The 12,986-nt window shown below is 40.3% G+C and carries 10 protein-coding genes; 2 read left to right on the forward strand and 8 right to left on the reverse strand.

All coding sequences use genetic code 11. The annotated features are described in order from the left end of the window. Nucleotides 1–30: 30 nt before the first annotated feature. The 6 genes from ATE92_RS05390 to ATE92_RS05415 all read right to left on the reverse strand — a co-directional run bounded on the left by ATE92_RS05390 (nt 31) and on the right by ATE92_RS05415 (nt 7,290). Nucleotides 31–1,653, reverse strand: coding sequence for a S41 family peptidase (locus ATE92_RS05390; RefSeq protein WP_100802732.1), 1,623 nt, complete (start codon nt 1,651–1,653; stop codon nt 31–33). 3 nt (nt 1,654–1,656) lie between these two features. Then, a complete protein-coding gene (locus ATE92_RS05395; RefSeq protein ID WP_100802733.1) occupies nt 1,657–2,487 on the reverse strand; it encodes a DUF4349 domain-containing protein in 831 nt (276 codons plus the stop codon). Continuing rightward, nucleotides 2,474–2,839: a ribonuclease P protein component gene (gene rnpA, locus ATE92_RS05400; RefSeq protein WP_100802734.1), complete on the reverse strand. Its 366-nt coding sequence runs from the start codon at nt 2,837–2,839 to the stop codon at nt 2,474–2,476. The genes ATE92_RS05395 and rnpA overlap by 14 nt, the downstream gene beginning before the upstream one ends. A 74-nt stretch (nt 2,840–2,913) precedes the next feature. Next, nucleotides 2,914–4,749, reverse strand: a complete 1,836-nt coding sequence (locus ATE92_RS05405) for a M1 family metallopeptidase (RefSeq protein ID WP_100802735.1) — start codon at nt 4,747–4,749, stop codon at nt 2,914–2,916. Further along, a complete protein-coding gene (locus ATE92_RS05410; RefSeq protein WP_100804361.1) occupies nt 4,749–6,419 on the reverse strand; it encodes a S8 family peptidase in 1,671 nt (556 codons plus the stop codon). Before ATE92_RS05410 ends, ATE92_RS05405 begins: the two co-directional genes overlap by 1 nt. Before the next feature lie 10 nt (nt 6,420–6,429). Further along, entirely contained in the window at nt 6,430–7,290 is an 861-nt protein-coding gene (locus ATE92_RS05415) for an MBL fold metallo-hydrolase (RefSeq protein WP_100802736.1), read from the reverse strand. A gap of 135 nt (nt 7,291–7,425) precedes the next feature. Here ATE92_RS05415 and ATE92_RS05420 point away from each other — a divergent pair, with 135 nt between their 5' ends. Next, nucleotides 7,426–9,297 carry a sodium:proton antiporter gene (locus ATE92_RS05420; protein WP_100802737.1) on the forward strand — a complete coding sequence of 624 codons (1,872 nt, stop codon included), beginning with the start codon at nt 7,426–7,428 and terminating at the stop codon, nt 9,295–9,297. Nucleotides 9,298–9,332: 35 nt separating this feature from the next. After that, a complete protein-coding gene (locus tag ATE92_RS05425) occupies nt 9,333–9,566 on the forward strand; it encodes a hypothetical protein (RefSeq protein ID WP_100802738.1) in 234 nt (77 codons plus the stop codon). 76 nt (nt 9,567–9,642) lie between these two features. Here ATE92_RS05425 and ATE92_RS05430 read toward each other — a convergent pair whose 3' ends face one another. After that, nucleotides 9,643–11,325, reverse strand: coding sequence for a hypothetical protein (locus ATE92_RS05430; RefSeq protein ID WP_100802739.1), 1,683 nt, complete (start codon nt 11,323–11,325; stop codon nt 9,643–9,645). Nucleotides 11,326–11,427: 102 nt separating this feature from the next. Then, entirely contained in the window at nt 11,428–12,972 is a 1,545-nt protein-coding gene (locus tag ATE92_RS05435) for a LytTR family transcriptional regulator DNA-binding domain-containing protein (protein ID WP_100802740.1), read from the reverse strand. Nucleotides 12,973–12,986 lie beyond the last annotated feature (14 nt).

A 12,986-nucleotide genomic window follows, 5' to 3' on the forward strand; every position in this document is an offset into this window, starting at 1 on the left:
ATCAAGGTAGTTTAAAAATAGAATCCAAGACTACCTAAGAATTCGGTTGTATTTGTTGGTATCGTTTAACAATGAGACGGCTTCTAAAATTTCAGGATTGTGAGTTACCTGATAGTCGTATAAACCTTCTCGGTAGAAGTAGCGCTTCAAAATTTCGTCACTCAATAACGATTTAATTTCGGCCTTTTTTGCCACAACCGCCTTGTCTTTTGCCACGTCTATGGCTGCCATTAATTGGTTGTAACTCGAACCAATTTCAGTCTGAAGATCATCATCTTCGGCACGGCGCAAAGCTTTGGCAAATTCCTTTTCTGTTTCTGTTTCGTAGTTGAAGTTATTCTGCTTCAGAAAGCGTAAAAAGTCCTGAAAATCGGTTTCAGAAAAGCTAAAATTCTTCGAATCGGTCATTTGATGGCTGTAATAATACTGCGTGGCATAGTTAAATATCACGTTGTCTTTTAATAAGGCCGTTGTAATTGGGCTAAAGACAGCTGTTTCCACTTCAATATCGGGTAAAATTCCTCCTCCGTCATAAACTGTTCGGCCACCTTTGGTTTTAAACTGATTGTATTTTTTTGCATCTACACGAATTGGATCACCGTTTTCGTCTCTATTCCAGTAATCCAACGCCTGTATACATCGTCCGCTGGGAGTATAATAACGGGAAATAGTAACTTTTAACTGAGTTCCATAAGTTAACTTTTTAGGACGTTGCACCAACCCCTTCCCGAAACTTCGCGCGCCAACAATTACGGCACGATCCAGATCTTGTAATCCACCCGAAACAATTTCACTTGCTGAGGCGCTTCGGCCGTTTACCAATACCACCAACGGAATTTCCGTATCAACCGGATCTTTGGTGGTTTTATAGGTTTTGTTGTACTTCTCAATCACCGATTTGGTGGTGGTAATCACCTCTCCTTTCGGAACAAAAAGATTAACAATATTAATCGCTTCAGTCAGCAATCCGCCGGGATTTCCTCGTAAATCGAGGATGATTTTCTTAGCCCCTTGTGATTTTAAATCTTCTAACGCCCCTTTGGTTTCCATAGTTGTTTTTCTGTTAAAGGAAGAAAGCACAATGTAGCCAATGTCGTTATTTAGTAATTTGAAATAGGGCACCGCCTTAACATCGACCGCAGAACGCGTGATGGTTGTGGTATTCGATTTCCCCTGACGCAAATAAGTAACTTCAACTTGTGAGTTGGGAGCGCCTTTTAACAATTCTCCTGCATCGTCTTCAACATCGGAAATATTGACCGTTCCAATTTTAATAATCTCATCCCCTGCCTTGAGTCCGGCCTTGTCTGCGGGATAATCTTTATAAGGTTCAACAATGATTATTTTATCTTTTTCAGATCGAGCCGTAGCGCCAATTCCGGTATATGCTCCCGAATTATTGATATACGCATCTTCTACTGCCTGTTCGTTCCAATACACGGTATAGGGATCCAGATCTTCAAGCATTCCCTTGATGGCCTTGTCCATTAAAATTGCCGGAGTCACTTCATCTACATAATTCATGTTCAGCTCCTTGAAGAGCGTTGTAAATATTTCTATTTGCTTGGCAATTTCAAAGAAATCACTTTTAAAACTCGCCGCGGAGAATAAAATTCCGAGTGCGATTAAGGGAACGATAATTTTCTTTTTCATAATCTATTTCTTTTTACGTCTTCTTATAATCCAACGTATTACTAAAATGGCGATTCCTATAAGTAAAAACAACGGCCACAGATATAATAAGCCAAGGAAAAATACCGAAATTCCATCCCAACCGCCTTGGAAAGCATTTTTCATTTTTTGTCCGTAGGACTGTGTAATACCTGTTTCTGAAGTAATTTTATAAAATTCGATGGTCACGGTGCTCATCGAGACGCGATTCTGTAAAAACTGAAGCCTACCTTGCTTAGCTTCAATTTCTTCCCGAATATTTGACAATTCCCGCTCAATTTCGAGCATGTCTTTCACGCTTTTCGCCTGACTTAACAGCTCGAGATAGCGTTTTTCAAGTTCTCGTTTGGCTTTGAGCCGGGCTTCCAGGTCTACAAACTCTTCGGAGACGTCTTGTTGTGAGATTTCACGCTGATCGAAGTAATCAACTCCTTCGGAAACGCCGGCAATAAAATTATGAAAGCTTTCGGTAGGAACTCGCACTGTAAGATTTCGGAATAAGCGGTTATAGCCCTTTCCGCTGTTGTCGTTTTGTACAGTCCCTTTGTATTGCTGCGCCAGTTGAAGAATTTTTTGGTGTGTTTCTTCGGGCTTTTGTGTTTCAAAAACCAAATTAGCTGTCTTAATGATTTTTTGCTCCTGAATTTCAGTGCTTTCCGAGCCATCTATCGATTGTAAAACCCCATCCATACTAGCCATTTCAGGCTCCAACTTATAACCGGCCATTTCTTCATCGGCCACCATTACTCCATTATCGGATGCAGGTCCGCCACAGGCTAAAAAAAACAAAAAAAGTATACTGCTAAATAGTTTCATTTGCTAAAAGTTTAAGCAGAAATCGCATGGAAGCCTCCAAAGTGACGTACTGCGGTTTGTCCTTACTAATATATAAAAATAACAACGCAAATTTTGGGCCGTTATTAGCGCGCAACACCTCTTTTTGAAGGCGATACGTTTCCCGAAGCTGCCTTTTTATACGATTTCTAGTCACGGCACTTTTAAAATTTCGCTTTGGAACTGCAAAAGCAGCCTGGAAAGTTTCCAGATTTTCAAGCGGAAGATAAAACACTTTTACTGGAAATTTGGTCAACGATTTACCCTCCAAAAACAAGGCTTCGATTGTTTTGCGGCTTTTTAATTTTTCGTGTTTCGGTAACCGGAAATTCATAGTATAAAAGTACAATAATACTTCATAAAAAAACCCGCCTGGTAGCAGCGGGTTCTTCAGCATTAGAAATGCAATTAGTTTAATCCGTAGCCGTTATTCTCCGGATTGATATCCGCCATACGCATTGTCGCGTCTATCATCATGGTTTTTACCTTTTTTCCTGAAGGAATTTCAAAAGAATAGGTGGGATATGCCCAGGCCCAATCTTTCAAGACAGTGCGCTTCCAGTCCGGAAAAGGATTTGGTTTTTCGGCACGTGCCATTTGCAACGGAATGTAAAACGACTCCTGAGTTCCGTCTTCGTATTGTACATACAAATCGATAGGCATAGGCATCAAACCAACTCGCTCCAGTGTAACGGTTGTTTTTCCATCTGTGTCAGACACACTTTTAATTCCGTAATCGATCGTATTAGTTGTTAGCGTCCAATCTGTTAGATACCAATCGAGCTCGAAGCCCGAAACTTTTTCGGCTACCCGAATAAAATCGTTGGGAGTAGGATGTTTAAATTTCCACTCGCTAAAGTAACGCTTCAATGTTTTCTGTAAATTTTCTTCCCCAATTACATAACCCAACTGCGCCAGAAAAACGGCTCCTTTGCTATAAGCAGAGATACCATAGCCACGATTGCTGTCGTATCGGTCGGCGTGCGTGCTTTGCGGCTGCTCTTTGCCGCTTTTAGCTAAAAATGTATAACCCCGATAAGAACCGGCATGCGGATTGGGATCGTTTTCTTTCATCACCACATTCATGGCTTCTCCTGAAATATAAGAGGTAAACCCTTCATCCATCCATTCGTGTTTGCTCTCATTGGTCGCCAACAAAAACTGAAACCAGGTATGTGCCAATTCGTGTGCGGTAACTCCTACCAGACTTTCGAACTTACGCTCTCCTGTAATAAGGGTACACATTGCATATTCCATACCGCCGTCACCCCCTTGAATCACCGAATATTGTTTGTAAGGGTAAGGCCCAAGATGCTTGTTGAAATATTCCATCAACTCGGCCGTTTTTGGCTGTAAATTCTTCCAGTTTTCAATAATTTCAGGCTTGTTTTTATAGAAAAAGTGTAAGTCTACTCCGTTTGGTCCTTTGTAAACATCGTGAATATAGTTGTTGTCTGCAGCCCAGGTAAAATCGTGTACATTGGGCGCTACAAAGTGCCATGTGTATTTTCCTTTTACAGGCTTCATGGTTTTTTGACCGGGTTCCTGATACCCGTGACCAATTTCTGCCGGATTTTGAAGGTAGCCGGAACCACCAATTGTATAATCCGAATTAATTGTAATTCTTACATCGTAATCTCCCCAAACTCCGTGAAATTCTCTCGCGATATACGGATCGGCATGCCATCCTTCAAAATCATATTCTGCCAGTTTCGGGTACCATTGCGTCATTGAAAGAGCGATGCCCTCTTCGTTATTGCGCCCGCTTCTTCTAACTTGTAAAGGAACCTGTGCGTCCCAATCCATATGAAACGAGGTGCTTTTTCCGGGCAAGATTGATGTATTCAAGGTAACTTCAAGGATGGTTCCAACCACTTCATATTTTACGGGCTTCCCATCCTGAGTTAACAAGGTGGGTTTTATATAGCCTATTTCTGACGGTGTTAACTTTGAAATTTTGTCTGCCACTCTATCGTCGGCATCAGAAATAGTCTGTGATCGCACATCCATTTCACTTCCGGGCTGAAAGGCATTAAAATGCAGATGATAAAATACCCTGTTTAAGGTATCGGGAGAATTATTGGTATACACCAAATCCTGTTTTCCTTTATATTGATAGGTTTTAACATCCATGTCGATTTCCATTTTGTAATCGACCTTTTGTTGCCAGTAACCGGTTGTATTTTGTCCCACTGCAGTGGCAACCAGTAGTAGTGTGAATATGCTTGCTAGAACTCTATTCATTATTTGGAAATTTTATCGGCCATAATCAAGGCGTTATATAAATTCACCATTTTTCCGCTTTTTGAAACTGCAGTAAAATTATCGGTGTTCGAAGGATCTCCTCCTAAGACTACAGGTGTTTTTGAAGATAACCCGCTATCCATTAAAATTTGTTTTACTTGTTTTGCTGAAAGAGAAGGGTAATACGATCTAATCATCGCAGCCACACCGGCCACCGCAGGAGCAGCCATCGAAGTCCCCTGAAGGTATTCGTAGGTATTTAAAGGGGTAGTCGACCAGATTTTTACACCGGGTCCGAAAACATCCACGTTCGATTTTCCGTAATTTGAAAAATCTGCAACCATCTCCCCGCCGTATTTGTAGTTAAGCGCTCCAATGGTAATAAAGGTGTCTCCCATTTCGGCCTCAACGCCTTCTTGGTCGTTTGGATAAACCTGAATGGTGTCCAGATTGAAACCTTCATTTCCGGCTGCATTTACAATTAAAACGTCCTTCTCTGAAGCGTACTTAATAGCATCCCATACCCACTGCGGATGCGGAGAATAGTACTTTCCGAAGCTAGTGTTGATCACTTTTGCACCGTTGTCAACCGCATAGCGAATGGCCAAGGCGATATCTTTGTCGTATTCGTCACCATCAGGGACAGCACGAACCACCATAATTTCTACATTGTTTGCAACACCGTTCATTCCTATTCCATTGTTACGTTCTGCAGCGATAATTCCCGCCACGTGAGTACCGTGTCGAGCATCTGCTTTTTTAGGGTCCGGACCGTCAACATCTCCGTTGCCATAGAATTTATCGTTGATATCGTCGGGATTATCACCCAAGACCGTTCTGAAATCTTTCTGAAGGTTAAAATGCGTATCCAGTCTTCCACCGAAATATTCGATGCCTTCCGTAAGTTGTTTTATTACTTCAGGAACAGTGTCGCCAAAATTGAGCATTTGGGTGAGCATTCCAATGTGTTGTTGTTCTTCGGAAGTAGGATTTTGAATCGCTGCAAGTTCTTGCTTGGTATATTTTTCTTTTCCTAATTTTTTTGAAATTGAAGCGTGAGCCGGTTTTACCTGAGACAATATTTGCTCATACTGTGCTTTAGAGCCCAAAGCTTCTTGATACTCTTTTTCATATTCGGCCTTTGCTTTTTGGTACAAAGCAAATTCGGCACGGTCTGCTGCGCTTACTGAAGCATCATTCTTTCCTTCAAATTTAGGAGCCAATTTTTTCAAATAGCGAACGTATTCCATGTTTTCAGCAACAATATCTCCCAGAAAATTCCATCCGTGTACATCGTCCACATAGCCGTTATTATCATCATCTTTCCCGTTACCGGCAATCTCTCCCTTATTTACCCATATTACATTTTTCAAGTCCTCATGTTCAATATCGATACCGCTATCAATCACACCCACAATTACTTTTTGACCTTTTCTGTTGGCGACAATTTGTGAATAGGCCTTATTTACACTCATCCCGGGAATTGTATCCGTCAACAAGTCTAAGGCGCTCCATTCTTTATATTGAACTTCGGTAAGATCGGTCGTTTTGAGCGGAAGGGTATCCACATTTTCAATTGGGGTAGAAACCATTGGTGCCACGCTGCTCCCGCAGCCGGTGAGCATTGCGGCCGATACAGCAGCAAGGAGGGTCGTTTTTAAAATTTTCATCGAAGTATAATTAATTAAAAAGTTCATTAAAAGTAAAAACCGAATCTAGACGAATGCCTTTCTCGGTATGTTTTACGGTTATAATCTGGTTGTGAGCATCGTGCTCTAAAAATAGGTAATAGTTATGGTCTGCCGCCGCAGTTAAAAATTTTTCTTTTTCAGGAAGTGTGAGCAAAGGTCGGGTGTCGTAACCCATTACAAAAGGAATGGGCAAATGACCTGCAGTAGGCAGCAAATCGGCCATAAAGACAATTGTTTTTCCTTCGTATTCGATATGGGGAATCATTTGCTTTTCGGTATGTCCATCGGCAAAAAATATCCCGAAATCCAACTCCTTTGCCTCACTAAAATCTGTAATCGGGTTCGCGACAAACTTAAGTTGGCCGCTATCTTGCATGGGAAGAATATTTTCTTCCAAAAACGAAGCTTTTTCGCGACGGTTAGGCTGTGTGGCCCATTTCCAATGGCGTTCATTGCTCCAGAACGTTGCGTTTTTAAAGGCAGGTTCATATCCGGTTTTATCTTTGTTCCATTGAACACTTCCGCCGCAATGGTCAAAATGCAAATGAGTCATAAAAACGTCGGTGATATCATCCCGGTGAAATCCTAGTTTTTTCAAAGAATTATCTAAGGTAAAATCTCCCCAGGGATAGTAGTAGCCGTAAAATTTATCACTCTGTTTATTCCCCATTCCCGTGTCGACAAGTGTTAATCGGTCGCCGTTTTCAATAAGCAAACAGCGTGCCGCTATATCAATCATATTATTGCTATCGGCAGGATTGGTTCTAGACCACAACGATTTAGGAACAACACCAAACATGGCACCACCATCCAATTTAAAATTTCCGGCCTCAATAGGGTATAACCTCATAGAAATACAAAAGTGATGCAAAATACTAAAAGCGTTACACTCTGGTAAAGTTGGAGTTAATTAATTATACTATTTTTAACAAAAACCTGACTTTTATCCTAAATTGCAGGCTAATATTTAGAGGAACTAACACATATGCTCGAACTCGCAGGAATAATAATTTTAGGAATTTTGGCACAATGGGTTGCCTGGAAGTTTAAAATTCCGGCAATTCTCCCCTTAATTCTTATAGGTCTTTTGGTGGGTCCTATTTCAACTTTGATAACCGAGGACGGCTCACAATGGATTCGGCCTATTTGGAATAATGAAAGTGGATTATTTCCGGGAGAGAATTTATTTTATTTTGTGTCTTTGGCTATTGGGATTATACTATTTGAAGGAAGCCTTACACTGAAGCGCGGAGAAATATCGAAGGTGGGCCCGGTAATTGGAAAACTAATCAGTTTAGGCGCCACCATAACCTTTATCGGTGCCGGATTAGCCGCTCATTTTGTTTTCGGACTCAACTGGAGGATATCCTTTTTGTTTGCGGCATTAATTATAGTAACAGGGCCAACCGTTATTACCCCTATTCTTCGAAATATTCCTTTAAAAAAGGATGTTTCGGCAGTATTAAAATGGGAAGGAATTTTAATCGATCCTATTGGTGCCTTGGTAGCGGTTTTAATTTTCGAATTTATAACTATTGGTGGAAATGTAGGATATTCCAAACAGGCATTGCTGGAATTCGGAAAGATATTGCTAATTGGATTTTCCTTTGGAATTACAGGAGGATTTGCTTTATATCAAGCCGTAAAACGTAAAATCATTCCCCATTACCTTTTAAATGTAGTGTCGCTGTCTATTGTCTTAATGGTCTTTGTCTTGAGCGATTTGTTTGCCCATGAGTCGGGCTTGCTTGCCGTTGTGGTTATGGGAATGTACCTTGGCAACAGTGATCTTCCTAGCTTAAAGGAATTACTTTATTTCAAGGAATCTTTAAGCGTATTGTTAATTTCTATATTGTTTATTCTGTTAGCGGCCAATATAAGTCTGGATGATTTGTTGCTGGTGTATAACTGGAAAACAGCGATTTTGTTGGCCATTGTAATATTTGTGCTCAGGCCGTTGAGTGTCTTTGTGAGCACACATGGCTCGACCTTAAAAACGAACGAGAAAGTCTTTATTAGCTGGGTCGGTCCCAGAGGTATCGTAGCGGCTGGGATTGCTTCCTTATTTGGAACCAAACTAGTAATAAGCGGCGAGCCCGGAGCAGAATATATTACCCCTTTGGTTTTTGCGGTGGTGTTAACAACAGTGTTGCTAAACGCAACTACAGCTCGATTTTTTGCAAAAGTTGTTGGAGTATTTTTAAAGACTTCGGAAGGAATTCTTATTGTGGGCGCCTCAAAGGCGTCGCGACTTATAGCAACGTATCTTCAGAAAAACAACCGGCATGTAGTGCTGGTTGATTCCAACCGTCAAAGCATTAGTATGGCCAAAGAACTGGGGCTGGAAGCCATAAATGCAAATATTTATTCCAGTGAATTAGCCGATAATATTGAGCTGAGCGACGTGGGTTATTTACTGGCAATGACCGGGAACGATGAAATTAACAAACACGCAATTAATCGCTTCGGAAAAGAGTTTGGGGAAACGGGAATTTTTAGATTGATGAATTCGGAAGAAGCTATCAATCAGACAAATTTAGATTCGAAAGAGCTGTTTTTAACAACACATAATTATTTGCAACTTACACAGGTGGCGAATAATTTTCCATCGATTCAGGAATTTCCGGTAGATTCTCAGAAGCAATTTTTAAAGCTTATAAATATAATTGAAGGCGATGACAATGCCGCTGCGTTATTTTTGAAACGACCGGATGGATTTTTAGATATAATTGGTAATCCCAATGAGATTGAGGTTACTAAAGACTGTCATTTGGTGTATCTGGGCAAGCCAATGGATTTTGAAGATGTGGTAAATGCAACCCGTGAGGGAAATAAGCCCATCACGAAAAATAATTAAGACGCGATCTCGTTATAACTTCACAAATCAATCTAATGCGGCAGCAGGAACGAATTCTTACCTTTCTTATTCTTTATATAGTGTGTTTTTCCTGTAAAAAGGACGACACTCAAACCTGTATTTCGTGCAGCTCACCCCAAACAGCAACCTTTGAAGTTTGTGACGACGGTAACGGTAACGCTACCGTTAACGGTGAGAATACCGGAACATCCTTCGAGGTGTATGTGGCGGGATTGGAAGCAGCCGGCGCTAACTGCGGAGGAGGTTAAACGTAAAATATTATAAATAAGAAGCCCAGCCTTATTTCTATAAATAAGACCGGGCGTCTTTCTGGCTAAAAATTGGTTAGTTAGGCCGTTTCCATGTATCGTTTAACAACTGAGTCCCATTTTTACCCATAGTAATAATAATGTGGCCATTGCCGCCAACAGCATCAAATTCTTTTCTACCCTTAAAGACATTTGACGGAGTATCGTCTGTAACATGATGACTCTCCTCTACCCAATCGGTGCCGTTTGTGGTTTTCCATGAATCGTTTAATGAATCTACCGTAGTTCCCGTATTAGGATCGATTCCATCTCCTCCAATTAACCACATTGCTTGTCCGTCCTTTTGGACCACCAGAACATGTTCGGTTCTTTCGGTATAAGGAGCCGCTGCTGTTACCAAAGTCCAGTTTATCCCGTCTGTAGATGACCATACGTCATTCATTCTTTGCCCTCCTTGAATGTATCCGCCTGTTAGATAAAATTTGTTATTAAAAATCACGACCTGATGTCCAACTCTAGGCTCAAAACCTGCATCATCGGTTTCTTTAATCCAAGTAATTTTGCCGTCATTATCAGGGACACCATCGGTACTCCACACGTCATTTCGCAGGATTCCTCCGGCACTCCCTCCAATGATATACAATCTGCCGTTAAAAACCACAGCTTGGTGTTGGTGGCGAGGGTCATAATGAGTCCCCATACTCACATTCCCTGTAAACTGCATATTTTCCCAGGTAACACCGTCGGAACTTTTGTGTGCTGTATTTCTATTGCCATTTAGCACCCAAATTTCGTTGTTGAAGACGACGGCTTGATGTTCATCACTTCTCACAAAACCAATTTCAGGGGTATTGCCTTTTACCAATGTCCATGTGTCACCCTCGTCATCGCTACTCCAAACATCGTTGTATTCTCCTCCGGTGTTGTCGTCATTTAATACACTTCCTCCAATAATATAAAGCTTTCCGTTGTAATCGACCATTTGGTGACCAAATCGACCCTGCTGTCCGGGGATAGAATTCGAAGAAACAAGAATGTAATTTCCAGACGAGGAAGAATCTGCTGTTGTAAATTGGAAAATGCTCGAATTTCGAATGTTACCGGCGTCGTCAAGCGCCTGTACATACCAGGCATATACCGTATTTGGGAGTAAAGATCCTACAGGCAATGAGGTATCCGGTAAATTATTACCAATTTGTGTATCTGGAATGTTAATACCCAAAAACACACGGTAACTAATAGGTCTACCTTCGGGATCTGAGGATGCCTCCCAAGTTAATACAGTACTGGAAGGAATATCAATTTCGTTGTCCAATGGCAGTAGGAGGAAAAACTCTTCGGGAGGTAAATTGTCAACTTCTGCGGTAACAAATGAGAAAACGCTGCTGCTGTTTGTACTCCCCCCTGAACTGTTTTTAGATTTCACGTACCACTTGTAGGCAGTACTCGCCAAAAGAGGAGTTGTTAAAGTGTGCGTGTTGGTTGTTAAATTTCCACTATACAATTGCGTTGGTAAAGAGCCGTCCGGAACTTCGTTGGCTTTTTGAATATAGAGATCGTAAGTGATAGTTTCCCCATTAGGACCTGAACTCTCTTGCCATGTAAACGTAGGTGTAAAACTCACTTCGGTTGCGTTATTAGAAACCAACAATAAATTAAAAGAAGAAGGATTCGTCGTTCCTTCTGGTGTGTCTTCTTTGCTGCATGATATTGTTACTATTAAAGAGCATAGGAACAAGATAAATTTTGAGATTTTCATAGTTTTAAATTTTTATGATTTTCTCCAAATGTAACAGCGAATAGTACTCCTCTAATGAGAATGTGATGAATGACAGGAAAAACAACATAAACTACAGAACCATTAAGAAAGATTGTGTTTGAATGTTCTTGAAACAGGTATTTCAACACCTGTTTTAAGTTTCACGGAGGTAGCACTTAAGGACTGAACGGAATTTTTATTAATGATAAATGAGCGATGTATTTGAACAAAATTAGGAGGTAAGTGATCGGCAATTTCTTTCAGTTTATTTCTGTCAATCACTTTTTTGTTTCCCGAATAGAACTCGAGATAATTCCCGTCAGATTTTATATAGTCCAATTCTTTTACATACACTTTCACCTTATTATTTAAGGCAATATATTTTGCCTCGACCTTTTTCACAATGGCAGCTTTTTCAATCTCTATTGTTTTTACTCTTTTTATATATGTACTGAGTTTTCTGCCAAGAAAGAGAGAACTAATTAGAAATAAAATGGAGAGTGTTGCCCACTGCCACCTATTGCTTCTCTGTCGGGACAGCAAAAGTTCGTTTTCCTGATTGGCCTTTTCCAGCCTTAGAATTTCATTGGTCTGTTTTTCGACATTGTACTTTCCGGTTATTTCGGCAATACGTTCGTTTTCCTGAAAGGAAGCAATGGAATCTTTTATTTTTGAAAGTTGTTCGGAATAATTGAACGCATTTTTAAAATCGGATTTGTTCCTGTATCCAATAACAATCATCTCATACATTAAAGCGGTAAGTGACCTTTTTTCAGTAAGAGCAATGGCCCTTTCAAGATTCCTGATGCCTTCTTCATTTCTATTGAGCCGAACCTGTGATTTCCCTAAGATGAAATAAGAGAAGTCTATATTTTCCAGATACCCAATATTGTTTTTTATTTCAATCGCTTTTTTGGCACTTTCAATTGCTTCCTCATACTTTGAATGGTCGATATAATTTTTGCTTAAATCGTGATAAATAACAGCCGCTAATCTTGATTGCGAAGGATTTTCGATGCTTTTTAATGCGTCGTTGCTTATTTTCAGTTTAGTTTCAAAGTCATCTTCTCCTCCTCTTTTAATGTTGTCATGCGTTACAGACATACCATTGTTCTTATCGAGACCGGAATAGTATAGTGATTTGTCATAAAAAAAGTCTGCCTGCGCTATCTCACCTTCGTTTTCATAAATTACTCCAATGTTTAAATAGGTTCTGGCGAGATAGGGATATTCACTTATTTCTTCAAAAATATTAATTGCGCTTAAATAATTCTCGAGTGCCGTATCTCTGTGTTCTTTAAGCGAATTTATGGCCCCCATATTTGCGTAGGTAACACCGAGGTCGAACGGTGATATTTTTGAAGCATTTTCGATGTTAATATTTAATAATCTTTCGGCTTCTGTATACTTTTTTTTACTGATGAGATAAGTGGTCTTTTGCGCCACGGTTTTCCCAATGAGTTTTACGTTGTTAAGCTCTTTAGCTTTTACAAAAGCAATGTTGGAATAATATAAAGCACTGTCCTGATGGGTTTTGTAAAACTGTTGTGCCCTGAAAAGCAAGGAGTCTATCTCAACGGAAGAAGTGTTTTGAGAAAAGCAAGTGGATGTGAGCGTTAAAGCGATGGAAAAAATGCACGATTTCATTTAGAAAAAGATAC

It is taken from the genome of Ulvibacter sp. MAR_2010_11, assembly GCF_002813135.1.
Classification (GTDB): Bacteria; Bacteroidota; Bacteroidia; order Flavobacteriales; family Flavobacteriaceae; genus Altibacter.

Coding starts and splice junctions, on each gene's coding strand:
- ATE92_RS05425 (WP_100802738.1), top strand. CDS start 9,333: ATGCGGCAGCAGGAACGAATTCTTACCTTTCTTATTCTTTATATAGTG.
- ATE92_RS05435 (WP_100802740.1), bottom strand. CDS start 12,972: ATGAAATCGTGCATTTTTTCCATCGCTTTAACGCTCACATCCACTTGC.
- ATE92_RS05405 (WP_100802735.1), bottom strand. CDS start 4,749: ATGAATAGAGTTCTAGCAAGCATATTCACACTACTACTGGTTGCCACT.
- ATE92_RS05390 (WP_100802732.1), bottom strand. CDS start 1,653: ATGAAAAAGAAAATTATCGTTCCCTTAATCGCACTCGGAATTTTATTC.
- ATE92_RS05395 (WP_100802733.1), bottom strand. CDS start 2,487: ATGAAACTATTTAGCAGTATACTTTTTTTGTTTTTTTTAGCCTGTGGC.
- ATE92_RS05430 (WP_100802739.1), bottom strand. CDS start 11,325: ATGAAAATCTCAAAATTTATCTTGTTCCTATGCTCTTTAATAGTAACA.
- rnpA (WP_100802734.1), bottom strand. CDS start 2,839: ATGAATTTCCGGTTACCGAAACACGAAAAATTAAAAAGCCGCAAAACA.
- ATE92_RS05415 (WP_100802736.1), bottom strand. CDS start 7,290: ATGAGGTTATACCCTATTGAGGCCGGAAATTTTAAATTGGATGGTGGT.
- ATE92_RS05410 (WP_100804361.1), bottom strand. CDS start 6,419: ATGAAAATTTTAAAAACGACCCTCCTTGCTGCTGTATCGGCCGCAATG.
- ATE92_RS05420 (WP_100802737.1), top strand. CDS start 7,426: ATGCTCGAACTCGCAGGAATAATAATTTTAGGAATTTTGGCACAATGG.